General features: G+C 61.7%; 18 protein-coding genes and 4 pseudogenes. 5 read left to right on the top strand and 17 right to left on the bottom strand.

Going from position 1 to position 16532, the window contains the following annotated elements; genetic code table 11:
* Positions 1-131: 131 nt before the first annotated feature.
* The 9 genes and pseudogenes from AC0L3L_RS35015 to AC0L3L_RS34975 form a co-directional block, all read right to left on the bottom strand.
* The gene (locus AC0L3L_RS35015; protein ID WP_473623090.1) at positions 132-344 is read right to left on the bottom strand and encodes a hypothetical protein; all 213 of its coding nucleotides are present in this window, start codon (positions 342-344) and stop codon (positions 132-134) included.
* Positions 345-456: 112 nt separating this feature from the next.
* Positions 457-1504 (bottom strand): annotated as a pseudogene (locus AC0L3L_RS35010) (UDP-glucuronic acid decarboxylase family protein).
* A gap of 23 nt (positions 1505-1527) precedes the next feature.
* Entirely contained in the window at positions 1528-2637 is a 1110-nt protein-coding gene (locus AC0L3L_RS35005) for a CgeB family protein (protein ID WP_473641846.1), read from the bottom strand.
* Positions 2634-3728 carry a CgeB family protein gene (locus tag AC0L3L_RS35000; RefSeq protein ID WP_254016476.1) on the bottom strand — a complete coding sequence of 365 codons (1095 nt, stop codon included), beginning with the start codon at positions 3726-3728 and terminating at the stop codon, positions 2634-2636. Before AC0L3L_RS35000 ends, AC0L3L_RS35005 begins: the two co-directional genes overlap by 4 nt.
* Positions 3725-4855 (bottom strand): CgeB family protein, encoded by a 1131-nt coding sequence (locus tag AC0L3L_RS34995; protein ID WP_473641844.1) that lies wholly within the window; start codon positions 4853-4855, stop codon positions 3725-3727. Before AC0L3L_RS34995 ends, AC0L3L_RS35000 begins: the two co-directional genes overlap by 4 nt.
* Before the next feature lie 2 nt (positions 4856-4857).
* Positions 4858-5919 (bottom strand): glycosyltransferase family 4 protein, encoded by a 1062-nt coding sequence (locus AC0L3L_RS34990; RefSeq protein WP_473641842.1) that lies wholly within the window; start codon positions 5917-5919, stop codon positions 4858-4860.
* A 23-nt stretch (positions 5920-5942) separates the two neighbouring features.
* Positions 5943-7235, bottom strand: coding sequence for a TIGR04295 family B12-binding domain-containing radical SAM protein (locus AC0L3L_RS34985; protein WP_473641840.1), 1293 nt, complete (start codon positions 7233-7235; stop codon positions 5943-5945).
* Positions 7232-8299 carry an NAD-dependent epimerase/dehydratase family protein gene (locus tag AC0L3L_RS34980; protein ID WP_473641838.1) on the bottom strand — a complete coding sequence of 356 codons (1068 nt, stop codon included), beginning with the start codon at positions 8297-8299 and terminating at the stop codon, positions 7232-7234. The genes AC0L3L_RS34985 and AC0L3L_RS34980 overlap by 4 nt, the downstream gene beginning before the upstream one ends.
* Positions 8296-9402 carry an NAD-dependent epimerase/dehydratase family protein gene (locus tag AC0L3L_RS34975; protein WP_473641836.1) on the bottom strand — a complete coding sequence of 369 codons (1107 nt, stop codon included), beginning with the start codon at positions 9400-9402 and terminating at the stop codon, positions 8296-8298. The genes AC0L3L_RS34980 and AC0L3L_RS34975 overlap by 4 nt, the downstream gene beginning before the upstream one ends.
* A 290-nt stretch (positions 9403-9692) precedes the next feature.
* Between AC0L3L_RS34975 and AC0L3L_RS34970 the strand changes: the two genes are divergently transcribed.
* The gene (locus tag AC0L3L_RS34970) at positions 9693-9965 is read left to right on the top strand and encodes a hypothetical protein (RefSeq protein ID WP_473641834.1); all 273 of its coding nucleotides are present in this window, start codon (positions 9693-9695) and stop codon (positions 9963-9965) included.
* Positions 9966-10130: 165 nt separating this feature from the next.
* Here AC0L3L_RS34970 and AC0L3L_RS34965 read toward each other — a convergent pair whose 3' ends face one another.
* Together AC0L3L_RS34965 and AC0L3L_RS34960 are read right to left on the bottom strand one after the other, a co-directional pair.
* Positions 10131-10538, bottom strand: coding sequence for a hypothetical protein (locus AC0L3L_RS34965; RefSeq protein WP_473641833.1), 408 nt, complete (start codon positions 10536-10538; stop codon positions 10131-10133).
* Positions 10539-10634: 96 nt separating this feature from the next.
* A complete protein-coding gene (locus AC0L3L_RS34960) occupies positions 10635-11090 on the bottom strand; it encodes a recombinase family protein (protein WP_473641831.1) in 456 nt (151 codons plus the stop codon).
* Between the two features lie 574 nt (positions 11091-11664).
* Here AC0L3L_RS34960 and AC0L3L_RS34955 point away from each other — a divergent pair.
* Entirely contained in the window at positions 11665-12225 is a 561-nt protein-coding gene (locus AC0L3L_RS34955) for a DUF1003 domain-containing protein (RefSeq protein WP_473641829.1), read from the top strand.
* A gap of 84 nt (positions 12226-12309) precedes the next feature.
* Here the strand turns inward: AC0L3L_RS34955 and AC0L3L_RS34950 are convergent, their stop codons facing one another.
* The 4 genes and pseudogenes from AC0L3L_RS34950 to AC0L3L_RS34935 form a co-directional block, all read right to left on the bottom strand.
* Positions 12310-12663, bottom strand: a complete 354-nt coding sequence (locus AC0L3L_RS34950) for a hypothetical protein (RefSeq protein WP_473641827.1) — start codon at positions 12661-12663, stop codon at positions 12310-12312.
* 73 nt (positions 12664-12736) lie between these two features.
* Positions 12737-13354 carry a hypothetical protein gene (locus AC0L3L_RS34945; protein WP_473641825.1) on the bottom strand — a complete coding sequence of 206 codons (618 nt, stop codon included), beginning with the start codon at positions 13352-13354 and terminating at the stop codon, positions 12737-12739.
* A 68-nt stretch (positions 13355-13422) separates the two neighbouring features.
* Positions 13423-13707: pseudogene (locus tag AC0L3L_RS34940) on the bottom strand (DNA methyltransferase); the annotation flags it as partial.
* A gap of 395 nt (positions 13708-14102) precedes the next feature.
* Entirely contained in the window at positions 14103-14648 is a 546-nt protein-coding gene (locus AC0L3L_RS34935; protein WP_473641823.1) for a DNA ligase-like domain-containing protein, read from the bottom strand.
* Positions 14649-14778: 130 nt separating this feature from the next.
* Here AC0L3L_RS34935 and AC0L3L_RS34930 point away from each other — a divergent pair, with 130 nt between their 5' ends.
* Both AC0L3L_RS34930 and AC0L3L_RS34925 read left to right on the top strand, forming a co-directional pair.
* Positions 14779-15087, top strand: coding sequence for a type II toxin-antitoxin system RelB/DinJ family antitoxin (locus AC0L3L_RS34930; protein ID WP_473641821.1), 309 nt, complete (start codon positions 14779-14781; stop codon positions 15085-15087).
* Entirely contained in the window at positions 15084-15377 is a 294-nt protein-coding gene (locus AC0L3L_RS34925) for a type II toxin-antitoxin system RelE/ParE family toxin (RefSeq protein ID WP_473641819.1), read from the top strand. Before AC0L3L_RS34930 ends, AC0L3L_RS34925 begins: the two co-directional genes overlap by 4 nt.
* Positions 15378-15450: 73 nt before the next feature.
* Here the strand turns inward: AC0L3L_RS34925 and AC0L3L_RS34920 are convergent, their stop codons facing one another.
* Complete coding sequence (locus tag AC0L3L_RS34920; protein WP_473641818.1) at positions 15451-15726, bottom strand: WGR domain-containing protein; 276 nt, start codon at positions 15724-15726, stop codon at positions 15451-15453.
* A gap of 423 nt (positions 15727-16149) precedes the next feature.
* On the opposite strand from AC0L3L_RS34920, the pseudogene AC0L3L_RS34915 reads away from it, so the two are divergent.
* Positions 16150-16341, top strand: a pseudogene (locus tag AC0L3L_RS34915) (IS5/IS1182 family transposase); the annotation flags it as partial.
* Positions 16342-16443: 102 nt separating this feature from the next.
* Here the strand turns inward: AC0L3L_RS34915 and AC0L3L_RS34910 are convergent.
* Positions 16444-16532: pseudogene (locus AC0L3L_RS34910) on the bottom strand (endonuclease/exonuclease/phosphatase family protein); the annotation flags it as partial.

Below are 16532 nucleotides of genomic sequence, written 5' to 3'. Positions count from 1 at the left end.
CCTCGCGCCGAACTGCCAGCTGCCGGGAATGTTCCTTGCGACCTGGAAAAATCACGAACCTCTATTCGGATCAAAGCTGCGCCCTGTGTTTTGCGTTGCCTGGGCCGATCGACGCCTGAGCGCCGCGAGCCTCAGTCGAGCGTTCGCAGCATATCCGCTTCTTTTTCCAGGATGGTGGCCACTTCCTCGGGCTCCAGATGCGTCATCATCAGGCTCACACAGCATTCGAGGTAGGTGATCGAGGCGCGTCTCAGAAAGGCAGCCGTTTCCCGTTCGGCCATTTGCTCGATGTCCTTGGCGGATCTTTTTCGATGCACGGGCCCGTTCTCCATGCCGATATCCACGCCCAACGGCGAGCTCGACCGGATGTTCCCACAATGAAAAAAAGTGAAAGCGCCTGTCGGGACGGTCACGGACCTCACCACGACCATGCCGAGGGCGCAGCGATCCCCGACTTCAGGCCGGCAGGTTTTGCAGTCGGCCTGAAGCGGACCTCACGCTTGTCGCAATTGGGGAAATTCGGTCCTCGTCACGGCTGGCCTCGATCTCCGTAAAATAGCTGATCGTCCGCATCAGGCCTTGCTTGAGCGGCACCTTTGGCGACCAGTCGAGAAGGGCTTTTGCACGGGAAATGTCCGGTTGCCGCCGGCGAGGGTCGTCTTGCGGCAGTGGGAGGAATTTGAAGACCGAGTTGCTATGTGTCAAATCTCTCACCAATCCGGCCAGTTGAAGAACGGTGAATTCCCCAGGATTGCCCAAATTGACCGGTTGGCGCGGATTGGGATCGACATCCATGAGGCGGACCAGACCGTCGACCAGTATCGGAGACGTAGCAGAACGACCTGGTCTGCAGCCCGTCGCCGAAAATCGTCAGTGGCCTCTTTTCGAGCGCCTGCATCACCAGGTTCGAGACGATCCGGCCGTCGGCGGGATCCATCCTCGGCCCATAGGTGTTGAAGATGCGCGCGACCCGGATCTCGGCCATTTCGGTCCTCAAATAGTCGAAGCACGAGGTTTCGGCGGTTCGCTTGCCCTCGTCATAGCAGGCACGAGGACCGGTGCAGTTCACGTGACCGGCATAGTCTTCCCTTTGCGGGTGCTGTTCCGGGTCGCCATACACTTCGCTTGTCGATGCCTGCAGGAAGCGCGCATTGTTTCGGGCGGCGAGCTCAAGCAGATTGAGGGTTCCGATCACGCAGGTTCGCGTGGTGTGGATCGGATCAGCCTGGTAGCGCGGCGGCGATGCGGCGCACGCCAGGTTGAAAATGCGGTCGACCGGCTCAGCAAGGTCCAAAGGTCGACAAATATCCTGCTCGATCAGCCGGAAACGAGGACGGTCCATCATCGAGACGATGTTTTCCATCCGACCGGTAAGAAAATTGTCGACACAGATCACCCGGTACCCAGTCTGAGGCAGCGTTTCGCAAAGATGCGAACCGAGGAAACCCGCGCCGCCGGCGACGAGCGCCGTCTTGGTCCGTTGCGTCCTTCTTGATCGCCGCATCTCTATTTTCTCCTGTCTGCCAGTCATGCTGCACTTTCGATGCCCAGATCGAGAGCTGGACGTGCCGATCTTGGCCGCGCCAGCAGCGAAACCAATTCGCGGGCTCTCGCGGCGCTGGTATGTGCCGCCAGGATCGTTGCACGCGCTCGCTTGGCCATAGCCAGCCTGACGCGGTCGGATTGGCTGGACAGGATATCGATCACGTCTTCGGCATGGCCGGCCGTGTTGATCGTGGTCGTCGGAAAGAAGCTGTCCAGACCGGTCCAGCGATCGCTGATGATTGCCGTGCCACAGGCAGCCGCCTCGAAGAGGCGTACGCTGGGAGACCACCCAGCCGCTATCATGGAGCTGCGCGTGACGTTCAACGTATAGCGCTGGCGGCTGTAGAACGAGGCGTGGTCCGCCGGCGGCAAGTGCTCGATGCGATCGACATTGCCTGGCCAGACGGTCTCGGACGGGAATTGCGAGCCGGCCACGACGAAGCGACGGTCCGGCATGCGTCTTGCCGGTTCAAGCAGGAGAGCATCCAGTGTCGCCTGCCGGTCCGAGCTGTAGGTGCCGAGGTAGCCAAGGTCCCAGCAGATCGGATCGGCCGTCCGGCGATGCCGCTCGGGGTCGACGGAGCAGTAGAGCGGCTCGGCGCGCCGTGCACCAAAATCCGCCGCCAAACGGGCGAGCGTTGGCCCGCCGGTGAATGAGAAATAGACGTCGAAATACGGAATCTGCCGTCGGCATAGGTAGTCGCAATCATCCGCGGCGAGCTTTGCCAGCGTGACCGGCGTGTCGATGTCGTAGAAGCAGAACTGGCCCGTGCACAGGGAGGCGACGATGTCGATGACGGCTCGCCCCTCCGGAACGAACGACCCAACCACCACGACATCGGCCTGCTGCAGGCAGCCGGCATAGGTCCGACGAAGATCCTTCGTCGTTTCGTAGTAGCGCAACGTGCAGAAATCCGGGTTACGCAGATCGCGATGGTTCGCGTACCATGGCACGTCGCGCTCCAGGAAGGTGATGCGATGGCCGAGCTGGTGCAGGCCCTTGAGCAACCCACGAAAGGTCGTGGCGTGGCCGTTTCCCCATGAAGAGGACAAAGACAGGCCAAGAAAGACGATATCCAGCCGCTTGGTCATTCGGCTGCCTCCACGGTGGGGCGCTCGAAATGACGCCTGAAGACAGCGTCGGCCACAGCGGCCCTTAACGCGTAGGTATGCTCGGCGAGAACACGCCGAAGCGCAGATGCGCCGATCGCCCTTGCCCGCTGGGGTGTGAGGGTGCGCATGATTTCGGCGACATCGTTGCCATCGCGCGCCACCAGGATCTCTTCCCCGGGGGCCAGGAACAATTCGACGCCGAGCCAGGCGTCGGTGATGAGGCATGCGCCGGCACCGGCAGCCTCGAAGACGCGCGTGGCAGGCGAAAAGCCGTTGGCGGCCATGCTGTCGCGGCTGATGTTCAGCACCGCCTTGGGGGTGACATTGAACGCATTGTGGTCCCGCGTCCCGACGTGGCCGAGCCATGCGACATTTGCCGGTAGCTGCTTGTCACCCCAACCCGATCCGCCGAGCAGGAAACGCTGATCGCCCGAACGGCTGGCCGGATCAAGGAAGAAAGCTTCGACGCGTGCTTCACGGTCCGGCAGGCGGTTGCCGAGAAAGGCAAGATCGCAGGCGAAACGCTTATCCTTCGCGACCGGATGGTGCGTTTCGGGATCGAGCGCATTGTAGATCGGCACGCATTCGGCAGCCCCCAGCGCACGATAGGCCCAGACGACCGGATCGCCGCCGCCATAGGTGAGGACAAGGTCGATCTCCCGCAACGCGCGGTGCAGGGGGTGATCCGGCTCGTCGCGCAATTGGCCCAGAGTGGCCGGTGCGTCGACATCCCAGAACACTGTCAGCGCATCCGTACGGGCGTGGTCGAGCACCGCGCGTAGCAGCGCCTCGTCTTCGAAGCCTACTCCGCTCGCCTTGACGACGATGTCGGCTTCGCCTGCGCTTGCTGCCACCTGCATCAACGCATGCGGGGTCGCCTCGTAGATGACGACGTTGCACCAGTCTGGTGCCTCGATATCGCGGTTCTTCTGCCTGTCGTAGACGTCCGGTTCATAGAAAGTGATCTCGTAGCCGAGCTGAGAAAGAGCCTTGAGCAATCCGCGGTAATAGGTCGCCGCGCCGTTCCAATAGGACGACAGCAGGCTCGATCCATAAAATGCAATCTTCATGCGACTGTCTCCTCTATGGCGATGCGATCGATGGCTTGGCGGTTGCCGCATTCGGCGAGCACGTCGAACAACTCGTCGGCCCGGTGCCGGCAAGTGTGTCGCGTCCGGATGGTTTCGAGGCCGGATTTCACCAGCGAGGCGGCCAGGTCAGCATCGTCCAGCACGTCGCCAAGATGACGGCACATCTCGGATCCGTCGCGCGCGAAAAGAAAGTCGATGCCTGGCCTGAAGAGTTGTTCGACATCGGCCCAAGGCGCCGACACGAGCGGGATGCCACAGGCGAGCGCCTCGAACATGCGGATCGTCGGGATGCCGGGTAGGTTCTCCCGATACGGGCGCCGCGGGATGTGGACGGTAACGCGGTGGGCCGCGAATGCCTTGGGCACATCGGCATTGGCAATCCAGCCTTCGTAACCCAGGCCGGCGGCAGCAAGATCGGCGAGCGCTTCGCGTGGATAGCGCACGCCATGAACAGTGCCAGCCAGGGCCAGTTCTTCCACTGGATTGATCAGGAATTCCTTGATTTCGGCACTGCGCTCGTCATCACCCCAGTTGCCGATCCAGATCAGGTCTGCTGTAGGGTCGATCTCCGGGTGCGGCTTGAACAGGCGCTCATCCGCCGCCTCGTGCCAGGTGAAAGCACGTTTGCCCCAGCCGGCGCGAAGATAGCTTTCCCGCAACGCCTCGCCGAAGGCGAGCACGCCGTCATAATACTCCAGCCGCAGAGCCGAGATCGCCTGCGTCGCCGAGACGGCGCGATGGTGGGTGTCATGGAACAGAAGCGTAAAGCCGCCTCCATTCGCCCTGGCCCTGCCGATGCGCTCGACAAGGCCGGGGTCAGTCCATTCGTGGACGATCACCACATCGGCGTCTGCAATCCAGCCTTCATGATCGAAGGAGGCATCGTAGGTCACCGGCATCAGCTCCGGAAAATCCTTTCTGAAGCGCTCGACCGCGTAGGGCCCTTTCTCTGCCAGCAGGTTCGAACGGCTCCAGCCGTCTGCTGGTTCCAGCGCGATCGCCTGGTGCCCGCGTGCAACAAGCTCCCGCATGATGCCGCGCAGGAAATGTGCGTTGCCGTGATTCCAGTCGGAGACGACCGAATGGCTATAGAACAGGAACCGCATTGTCAGCGTTCCGCAACGGCCAGGGCGGCCCGATCGTAGATGTCGTGCATGGCCGCCGCTTGCCCTGCCGGTGAAAACTTGCGCGCTCGGCGTGCGGCGGCTTCGCCGAGCCGGCGCCTATGTTGGGCGTCGTCGGAGAGACAATCGACACATCTGGCGAGATCGCGTGGATCATGGGCGTCGTAGAAAATAGCCGCGCCATTCCACAATTCGCGATAGGTCGGGATGTCGGCAAGCACCAGGGGTGTTGCGGACGTCGCTGCCTCCAGTGCGGCAAGGCCAAAGGGTTCATAGACGGACGGCGATACGAAGATGCCGGCCCGCGCCATCAACCGACGCACCTCATCGTGGCAGACAGAGCCCAGAGGAACGGCGTTGCTGAAACTGGCGCGTTGGCCATCGGCGGCCTCGAGCGGCCCGGCAGCAAAGACGGGCCATTTCGTCAGCGCTGCTGCCTTGTCCAGGGTGGCTGCGTTCTTTCCTTCGTCCCACCAGCGCGCGGCGGCGACAACCACTGGTTCCCGCCTCTCTGATTTTGGACCCGGCCGTGTGCCGTTGCTGACAACGCTCAGCCGGGCGATCGGCCCGTAGCAGGCCTCGAGCATGTCGGCATGGCTGCGGCTGGGCGCGACTACCGCATTGGCCCAATCGAAACCGCGTCTGTTGCGGTCCTTCTGCCACGCCCATTCGCCGTCCACAGCCTGTCCCCTGACGGCGTGGAGCCAGGTCACGACGCATGAGTGCGAGACCGTCACGACCGGGCAGGGCAGATCAAGTCCCACGGCCTGCGTCGGCGCATTGAGATGGACGAGGTCGATCGCGTGATCGCCAACGAGCGCGCGCAGTTCCTGCGGCAACATTTCCAGATCGCTCTCGTTGCGGGTCATCCAGTCCGGCGGTGTCTTGAGCCACGTCAAGGCCGCGAAAGCCTGTGCCTCCTTCGCCTGCTCCTCGGACGGGACCGGGCCTAGCCCGGCGAGCACGATGCTGTCGCCGCCATGAGCCAACTCCCGCGCCAGATCGAGCGCGTAGCGCCAGACGCCGCCGACGGCATCGACGGTCATCAGGACTCGCCGCGGGCGACGGATCAGTGTCTGCAACATGTCGCCTCCAACTCGGCCAGCGCTCGCGGGCGCTTCTCCTGGATGTCGCTGAACGTCCGGAACGAGGCCAAGTAATGCTCGTGGGCGCGCTCCCAGGCGAGATCGTCGGGCTCGCCCCAAAGCTCGCGATAGCTGGGCGAACTGGGGTAGGGATAGAGCGGCACCGGCTCGTTGGCCCACACGCCGCGATCAATGAGGTGCTTGCGCCAATGATCGACCAGAGCCGGATCGTCCTCGACTACGCCGATCAGATTGGCCTGGACGAAGGGGACGTGACGTCGTGCATTGACCAGCAAAGCGGCCAGTTCCTCGGTGCCCAGCCGGCAGCGCTTTGCCAGCATGGCCCGGCCTTCCACCGTCAGGCTTTCAAGGCCGGCTTCGATCGAAACGCAGCCGGCGGCACCCAGCAGTTCCAAGAGCTCAGGTTTCCAAAGATCGATGCGGGTCTGCACTCCGAACTTGACGTCGCGGTCGACCAGTGCCTCCAGCAGCGCCTTCTGCGGCAGGAAGATCTCGTCGATAAAATAGATGTAGCCGACGCCTTGCCCGATGAGCCGATCGATTTCCGCGATGATCGCATCGTGGTTCCTGCGGCGGTAGGCATCGCGGAAATCGATCTTGGCGCAAAAGCTGCAATTGTAGGGGCAGCCGCGAGACGCCTCGACCTCCGCTCCGAAACCCACTTGATCGTCGTCGAACCGGTGGTGATGGTGCGGATGCGCGGCAATCCAATCGGACGGCCAGTTGAGCGGCGGATGATCGACAAACGAACTGGCGTGAACGCCGCCACTGCCGACAAGTGTTTCCTGGTCGAGATGAGCGGTGTGGGGCACGGCGCTCCAATCGTCACGGCGGGCGAGTTCGGCGACGACCTCTTCGCATTCGCCACGCACGACGACATCGACGCCCAGCTTGCGCAGCGTCGGCGCCGGCGTCGCCGAGCCGTGCGGCCCGACAGCCACTGTGCGGCCGCCGCGCCCGGCGAGGCGGTTGAGGAAGTCGGCAGGCACACGCAGCTCGGGCGGCGCGCAGCGCCAGAACAAATAGGTCGGCGCCGTGCTGACGACGGTCATGGCTGGTGCGAAGGCGGCGACGTGATCGGCAAGTGCTGCGTTGTCCAGCTTCTGGATTTGCCCGTCCAGCATCAGTACCTGATGGCCGTCGGCCTCCAGCAAGGCTTTCGAGTAGCCCAGTTCCAGCGGCAGATGTGGCTGGCGACAGCCGAAATAGATGCTGTCCTCGTAAGTCCAGAACGGATTGACCAGGGCGACTTTCATGCCACGTTCCTCGCTGGTTCAGGCTCGAGGCGGTGACGCTGCAGCCAGTCGGCGAGGTCGCGGACGCCGTCGCGCCAGCAGACATGCGCTTTCCAGCCGAGCGTTGCTTCTATCTTGCGGGTGTCGGCGACAAAGAAAGGTTGGTCGCCGGTGCGTTCCCGGTCGTAGCGGATCGAGAGGTTTCGCCCGGTCAGCTCGCCGATCTCCTTGAGCAGCATGCGCAGGCTGACCGCGTTGCCCGGTCCGCCACCGAGATTGAATGCTTGGCCCCGGATGTCGTCGATCCTGGCAAGTACCCCGCGATAGGCCGCAACGGCGTCGGAGACATGAAGGATATCGCGCACCTGCTTGCCGTTGCCGTAGATCGTGATCGGCCGGCCGGAAAGCGCGCTGAGCAGAAAATGGGCGACCCAGCCCTGGTCCTCCGTGCCGAACTGGCGCGGCCCGTAGATGCAGCTCATGCGCAGGACCGCGGTCGGCAGATCGTACGACTTGGCATAATCGAGCACATATTGGTCGGCGGCGCCTTTGGAGCAGCCATAGGGCGTGCAGAAATCCAGACCGCAGGTCTCGTCTATGCCGTTGGCGCCGATGCCGGTATCGCACGGCACGCACCGATCGTCCTCTTCGCGCACTGTAACGTCGGGCAGGCCGCCATAGACCTTGTTCGTGCTGGCGAAGATGACGGGAATGCGTCGGCCGCTGCGGCGAGCCGCTTCCAGGACGTTGAAGGTTCCGCGAAGATTGATGTCGAAATCTTCGCTTGGCTGGACGAGGCTTGTGGTGACGGCGGTCTGCGCGGCGAGATGGAATATCGCCTTGGCATGCGCCAAAAGCGGCGCCAGCACGCCTTCGTCCCGGACATCCACGGTTTCCACGGCAAGTTGATTGCCGTGCTTCTGCGCCAGCCAGGCCAGGTTCTGATCGACGCCCGGGCGGCTGAGATTGTCGATGACCAGCACCGGCACCCCATCCGACAACAGGCTGTCGGCCAGGTTCGAGCCGATGAAGCCGCTGCCGCCGATGATGGCAACCGACGCTTCACGAAAACCGTCCGGCCTCATGATACCAGTCCTCGCTCTTCGAGTTCCCGTTTCATGTCGGCGCCGCGGTCGATGGCGACCGTGTTGCGCACCCATGCGACGAACTCGTCGAGTGAATCCTCCAGCCGGTGTTGCGGCTCGAAACCGAGCAGTTCGCGCGCCTTCGAGATGTCGGCGAAGCAATTGCGGATATCGCCGGCGCGCGCCTTGCCGAGGATATCAGGCCGATGGTCCGGCACGCCCATAGCGTCGGCGAGCAGCCGGGCGACCTCGCTGATCGCGTAGGCTCGTCCGCTGCCGATGTTGATGACGTGGCCGCGCGCCTGGCGTTGTTCCAGCGCCAGGCGGAAGGCGCGGGCGACGTCGCGCACATGCACAAAGTCGCGTTTCTGCTCGCCATCTTCGAAAATCATCGGCCGCTGTCCATTGGCGAGGCGGGAAGCGAAATTCGCCAGAACGCCGGTGTACGGGTTTGACAGCGCCTGTCCGGCGCCGAAGACGTTGAACAGGCGCAGCGCCACCGCGTCGACGCCATAGGCATCGCCGAAGATCAGCACGGCGCGCTCCTGGGCATATTTCGTCAGCGCATAGATCGAGGCGAGGTCGACCGGCTTTTCCTCGTCTGTCGGCAGCGGCGACAGGCTTTCATCCGCCGCCGACAGCGGATTCCATTGGCCGCTCTTGACGTCGTTGGCCTGCCGCCGTGCATTGTCGACACGCCGGCCGCCGGGCGTGGCATAGAGACCCTCGCCGTAGACGCTCATCGACGAAGCGACGACGATCCGCTCGACCGGATGTTTGATCAGTGCCTCGAGCAGGGTGGCGGTGCCGAGGTCGTTCGCGCCGACATAGCGGGCGATCTCGTACATGGACTGGCCGACGCCGACCTCGGCGGCGAGATGGATGGTGGCGTCGACGCCCTGGAGCGCCTCGGCGACGGCGTCGCGATCGCGAACGTCGCCTTTGATCAGGTCGGCTCCTGCCGACAGGCTGATCGCCTCGCTGCCGTGCACCTGTTCCAGCAGCGCATCGAGAATGCAGACGGCATAACCATGTTCAACGAGTTCCTGGACGACGTGGCGGCCGATGAAACCGCACCCTCCTGTAACCAGTATGCGTTCCACGACAACTCCTTACGCAGTTGGCCTTGGCGCCCCGAACTGTTTGGCAAAAGGTTTGTTCCCTTCTCCTTCAACAAAGATGGTTGGGGGTCCCTCAAACCGAGGTGAACGCATCGCGAACAGGCCTTAGGCCTGCGCTGGAACATTGCAGCGCCTTTGGGGTTAGGCGCTCGTCCGGCCTGTGGGCGAAAGATGCGGATGTGCCTGTGGTGTCATGGAAACGGTTCCGCATACATGCAAGCAGACCTGATCATGAGGATTACGCGCCTACGAAACCTGGGAAGGAGATTCCAATGTCTGAAGCGAAGACAACCACCAATCGTGACGAGATCCGCCAATGGGCCGAAGATCGCGGTGGCCGACCTGCGGTTGTACGAACTAAGGGCGAGGGCGGCATCTTGCGGATCGATTTTGGCGAGCCCGAGGAGAACCTCGAAGCCATCGAATGGGATGCGTTTTTCCGGATTTTCGATGAAAACGACCTGGCCTTCCTTTACCAGGAGGAAATGGGCGGCGGTAAAACCAGCCGATTCAACAAGTTCATCAACCGCAACCAGAGAGGCTGACAAGGCTCCTATGTCAGCGGTTTCGGGTAGCGCTGAGATCGTCTCACTTTTAATAGAGAATTCCACTCTAGCTCACTTCGTTTCGTGAGGCAGCCGTTCCAAATATTCAAGACCCAATGGAACAACTCACAGGTGAGCCGCTTCGACGGCCGAACGGTCGCAGCCTCAGTGCAACAGGCTCGTTCCGCTCGACCTGGCGACACTTCGCATGATGCCGTTCAGCCAATCTTCGGTCGACACGCCGGCCCGCCTTCTGTCGATCTCGCCGATGGCTCGCTCCAGCGTTCGCTCGACCAGCCGGTCGGAAGCGCCCACGTCGCCCAGAAGCAGACGCGCTGCGAGCCTGAGCTTCGGCAAGAGTGAAAACACGTTGTCTGACAAGTTCACTGGAGGGCCGCCCGCCAAGGCAGATATTTCCGGAGGGAACAAGGCATCGAAGATGGCGTGGCTATCCAATGATTTTCGAAGATTGCTGGCGTGGCGCAGACGTTCCAGGATGACGATATCCTCGTCGCCGCTGCAGGAGACGGGCTGGATTGCCGACACGGTCGAGGTGTGGTCGACGCCACGCATTTGCCCTTGCCAGATGACGTGGTCGCCCTCGCATTCCGAGAGCCGGTCAATGCCCTCGGCCAAGGGGCTACAGGGGCAGGTAAGTGAATTTCCCGCCTATAAAAGCAAGTTCGCAGAAATTTGCCGCGCCAAAATGTTGCGTACATTCGAAACTTGCCACTGGCCGTTGCGCGCTGTTCGAACGCCGCGGTTGTTTAGAGCGATTGCCAGTCCACGTAGGCTGGTGATGCCCGACCGCTGAATGGAAGCGATGATTGGCAGCACGGTCTGGGCAAACCGGTCGGCTTCTTCGATCGACATCTTCCGACCCTTCGCCGCAGCTTCGGCGGTGTTGGTCGGATTGCCGAGCTTAATGCTCGTCCTGCGTGAGGCGAGGGCGGCTTTGGTGCGCTCCGAGATCAATCGCCGCTCCTTCTCTGCCAAAGCGGCGTAAAGGTGCAGCATAAACGGGTCGGCGTCAGCGCCGAGTTGGGCGACGATGAACGGAACGCGCTGGACCATCAGTCCGGCAATGAAGGCGACATCACGAGAGAGGCGATCGAGCTTGGCCACGACCACCAGGGCATTTTGTCTGGCGGGCAAGGGCGAGGGCGGCATTCAATTGCGGCCGTCGATCAAGAGCATCCGCGCCCTTTTCCGGTTTCGATCTCGGTGAACTCCTGGAGGATGATCATCCCCTCGGCCTCGGCAAAGCGGGCGACCGCGGCACGCTGGCCTCGATGCCCAAGCCCGAGCGTCCTTGCCGCTGTGTGGAGACTCGATCGTAGGCGACCGCGCTCGTCATGCTGCTGTTTCCGGGGTTTTCAAACTGCAAACCACCGTTTGCAGTTTGCTCACGGAGACTAAATAGGCAAGTTATCTCAATACCTTGAAGTGACATTTTGGTTTTGCGTTGCGGCATCAACCCGGGCCCCCGACCATAACGAAAGACGCTCAGCGGCCGGATCGCCCCGCCCTTCCTCAGCGGGAAGGCTCTGGCGCCGCCCAGCGTCTAAGACCCCCGAAATCGCCTGGGTAAATAGGGGAGCCAACGATTCGACGGCTCTAGTCGGGAACAAAGTCGAATACCCATGATTTTGTACGTTGCCCAGAGTGGCAGGACCGATAGCTATCCAACGGGTGTTCCATGGATTCTCCAACGTTGCCTCCGCCCCCTCCGACTGAACTCAGCCAAGCACTGAAACGCAATATCCAAGCGATTGAGGAGCGCCGGGCGAAGGAAGCAAGCGAGGCAACTTTGGAAGAGAAAATCGCTGAGGCGATTACTTCTTTTACGGGCAGTATGCGTTTCGTGTACCTTCACTTGGCCGTGTATGGCGGCTGGATCGTCTCGAACTTGGGCTGGATACCGATCGCTTCGCCATTTGATCCGACATTCGTGATATTGGCTATGGTAGCTTCCGTCGAGGCCATATTCCTCTCGACCTTTGTACTGATCAGCCAAAACCGGATGTCAGCTGCCGCAGACGAGCGGGCGGACCTGGACCTTCAGGTGAGCCTGCTGACGGAGCACGAACTCACAAAGCTTATTGAACTTGTCGATTCGATAGCGGATCGGTTGAATGTAAAACCAGCCGTAAGCGATATAGAAGTCGGCGAGATTAAGATGGACATTGCGCCAGAAGCAGTGCTGGACGAGATCGAATCGAAGCAACGGGAGACTGCGAAGAAGCTGGACCAGCGCTAATGTCGTGATTCGAAGTTCGGTTGATTTTGATTTCGGGCTTGGGTCGAACTTCGAAATCAAAACGACAGTCGGAATGACAGAGTGCTACTGTCGGCAATGCCGCCCTACAGGAGCTTCATATCTGGTCACGAAGGTCACTGATGTGTCCAGTTTTCCCTCTAGCTCATGGATGGAGGTCTCCTTCCAGCGCGCCCTGGTCTTCAGCCAGAAGGTTGCTGCAGTGACGGCCTCCCGACCTTCACCGGTCGCCTTGCGGTAGAGGCTTTCGGCGACCCGTGCGTTGGCCTTGATGGCGCCGCTCTCGAGCTCATGTGCGTAGGTCGCCTTGAGGTCCTGCTCGTTTGTGGCGAGCACGCAGGCGATGTCGGCCGTGCTAAGCCCGAAGCCGGCCAGCGCCTCCACCCTGGAGCTCAGAGGAGCTTCGATCTCGGGGCTCATTTGGCTCGGTCCGCGTCCCAGAGGGTGACGGGAAGGTTTGCTGGTGGTGAGCCGGCAGGAGTCTTGCCCAGGCTTACAGGATCTGGGGCGCGAAGGATGATGCGGCGGATCTCATGTGCTCGTTGACCGAGGTCTCCTTCCAGCGGCCGCGTGCCTTGAGCCAGAAGATCGCGGCGATGACCGATTCACGACCTTCGCCCGTTGCCTTGCGGAAGAGGTTCTCCGCCACCTTGGCATTGGCCTTGGTGTGGCCAAACGCCAGTTCGTGTTTATAGTGTTTGCGCAGCGTCTTCGCATCGATACCGACCATGCCGGCAATATCCGCCTCCGGAACACCATAGCCTGCCAGCGCCTCTACCTGACGGCGATGAAAAGCATCGGGCGATGGCTGGGGCGGGCCATCAGCCTCGCCAGATGCCACACTCGCCGCCTGGCCTGCCTTGGCCTCGCCTTCCCGGAAATCATGCTCCAGGAGGCCAAGTCCCGACGACGGGCGATTTTGGGCCAGCGGCGTGTCGGTGGAGGAGCGGTGCTCAGAATTGGCCTCTAGGAGGCATTTTCTGGTATAGGGATGGCGGCCGGATCTGAACGGCCAAAGGGGACAGGTCACGGCCTCGCAGAGCTTCACCTCGGTCAATTGCTGGCCTGAGCAGTCCAGGCACTTTCGTCGGATCGCCTCGACCGGGCTCATCGTCTTATGACCGGCGAGGCCGGCAGCATCGCGAGTCGGCGGCCAAACCCGGGCAAGCTCCATCCTGGTCATGCCACTCCTCCAGCTCTTGCCGTCGCGATCTCGGAGAAGGTCCGTTCGTCGCCCTCCAGCACTGCTGCCTGGCCGGTAAACGCCTGCCAGCGCAGCACCGCGACATCGACATAGGCTGCGTTCAGTTCGATCGCGCGACAGCAGCGGCCGCTCATCTCGGCAGCGATGATGGTGGTGCCAGATCCGCAGAAGGGCTCGTAGACCGCCTGTCCGGGCGAGGAGTTGTTCTCGGTTGGTCGGCGCATGCATTCGACGGGTTTTTGCGTGCCGTGGCCAGTGTCAAGCGCATTCTGGAATGGGCGAAGCTGCCGATTGGCAGGGCACAGCGGCATCGCCTGCGCGCAGGTTCTTCGCGTTCAGCACGGAACCGCCCCGGTGAATGCCTGTGGCGACGTTCCGTTCACATAAATTGCCCCCCTGGTAGGCATGCGTCACAGCGCCCACACCAGTCGTCGGGGTCACGCGGGTGCCGACACTGCGCGGCTGAGCCGACTGAGGCCATCACCACGCCTTTTGACGCAGATCAACGCCCGTTCGCTACATACGGGCAAGGGTGGAAAAGAGGCGCGGGCTGTGCGTTGCCTGCGTGGCAGATCAGGAATTGACGAATGCCCAACACCGAGGCCATCAAGATGATACGAGCCGTCGGCGACATGATCACGCTCGACTGGCGCGTTCACCCACATCGAAAAGCGTGCGCTCGAGGCTGGCTTGTCAGCGGAGTTTTCGCAACGCATCCGAGTCGGCGTACCATCCCCTCGAGAGCAGCAGACGACGCCATAGGGCAAAAGAGATCGTTATCCCTATGGCCGGCGGCGTCTGCAGCTTGTTGCTTGGACCTGCTCCTCTGCCTGTTGCAGGGCTGAAAACCTAACCTGAGATTGATTACGTCCATTGAGCGTATTTGTTCACCGAATGTTCCTCTTATCGTGTCCGTTGGAACAGATCTTGTTCTGGCCCCTTGCAGCGCCATGTCGCGCAGGTCGTGGCCGTTTATGTCCAGCAGATCGAAGGCGACGAAATAGAGGTCGTGCTGGCGCCGCGTGATGGCATTGCGCAAAGCCGCGAAATCCGACAGGCCGGCATCATTGAGCACGATGATCTCACCGTCGATGATGGCGCTGTCCGCATCGAGCGACTTCGACGAGGCGGCCAGGTCGCGGTATTCGCCGTCCAGTCCAAGCCACGGCGGGTGAAAATGCGTGTTCCGCTTCGCTTGCAAGTACCATTACCACCTCGTCTTTCAGCCCTCCGCCAAGGCGGGAACGGCAAATCGATCGGCTATGCGGCTTGTGAGATATGGCAATTGTCATGCAGATGCATTACACTTACCATCAGCGAAGGAGATTGCCATGGCATCGAACGCACTGGTCCAGACCCGAATTGACGCCGAAGTGAAGGAACGCGCCACGGCGGTTTTGGAAAACATGGGGCTGACGGTATCGGATGCCGTCCGTATCCTCTTAACCCGCACAGCGAACGAGGGCGCGTTGCCGCTCGAGCTTGTCAGCAACAGCACCGCCCATGATGCCTGGTTCCGCGCGAAAGTTCTGCAGTCCCTTGAGGATACCCGGCCTGACGTCGATGACGCTGACGCCGAGGCTCATTTTGCTGGACGGCGAGCGGCAGCGCTTCGCAAGGCCGAGGCGGGCGAGCTTTGAGGCTTGTCTGGGCGCGGTTTGCGCTCTCCGATCGTGAGGACATCTTCACGCATATCGAGGCCGAAAATCCGAGAGCGGCCGTTCATGTCGACCAGCAGATCGTCCTTGCGGCTCGCCGTCTAATAGACTTTCCGGAAAGCGGGCGACCGGGCCGGATCGCCGGCACGCGCGAACTCGTTGTTTCTCGTACGCCCTATATCGCCGCTTACGTCGTGACGGCCGGCACGGTTCGCATGCTTCGCGTCCTGCATGGCGCTCAGATGTGGCCGGACGAGATAGCCACGGAGTAGTCTCCTTCCTCTTCCGCAGGAGGACGTCGGGCACACTTTCCAGCGCCGCTCTCTCCACGGGTTATCCGTGTGACTATGGACCCTCCGGCAGAAATTTGACGTTGGAAACCACCGGCGCATAACCGCGTCGTATCTTGCGTGCCAGCCAGGCCTCGAGCGCCTCGCCGGGTTCACCGGCCGACTCATAAAGAACAAGACGCTGTCGGCCGAATGAGCCGATCCGCCCCCAGGCGCGAACAAGCACAGCATCGCCGAACAGCGACGGCTCGATTGTGAGCACGTAGAACCGCGCGACATTGCAGGTGCAATCGCGCCGCTGGAGAACGATTTGGAGCTTGGGCTCGACCATGCCCGATTGTCACCGACATCCGGCGCTGACGTCCAATTCATTGGCTGAATCGTTAGGACCTGAGCGATTCACGGCGTCGATGATTGCCCTTGCCAAGAGAAATGAGCGATCGCTGGTTTTTGGTGTTGCTCGCCACCAGCCGCCGTTTCCGATCAGTCGTCGGCGAACAGACCGCTTGCTGCTTCGAGATCATCCGGGAAGGCGGGGTCGCCGTCGCTGATCGCACCACACGCGCCGGGAACAGGTTTGCTTTGTTGAGCAGGCCGGCGCCCTCGGGCTTTCCATGTCGGCCAGTTCTCGCAGGCTGTCGAAGCCAAAATGCGCCAGGAAAGGGACTGACGACCAGCGCATCGGCCAAATAGATGAGGGCGCGCTCGGTGAAGGACGCGGGCTGTGATCGGATGGGTCCACAAGGGCGAGCCGTGCATCCCGTCCTCGAAGAGCCGCAGGACGCCCTTCGCCTACTACAAGCTCCTCTACCGCCAGCGGCACAAGGTCGAGAATCTCTTCGCCAAGCTCAAGGGTTGGCAACGCATCGCGACGCGCTACGACCGATGCGCCCACACATTCTTCTCGGCAATCTGCATCGCACCTGCAGTCATCTTGTGGCTCTGATCAGTGAGTCCTGACCCTAGACTAGTCTAGACTGGACTTAGACTAGTCTAGACTAGAGCTTCCCTTTGAACCGATCTCCATCCATGGGGCTGGGCAGCTACATCATAGGCGAACGAATCCTATAAGCGGTAGATGATCGGAGGCGACCCGCGAAAGCGGCGTGTCATGGGCTTCGACGGTTGAGATCATTC

The organism is Mesorhizobium sp. WSM4849 (assembly GCF_055811385.1).
Note: the sequence above shows the minus strand (reverse complement) of the source record. Positions and strands in the feature narration are given on the sequence as shown.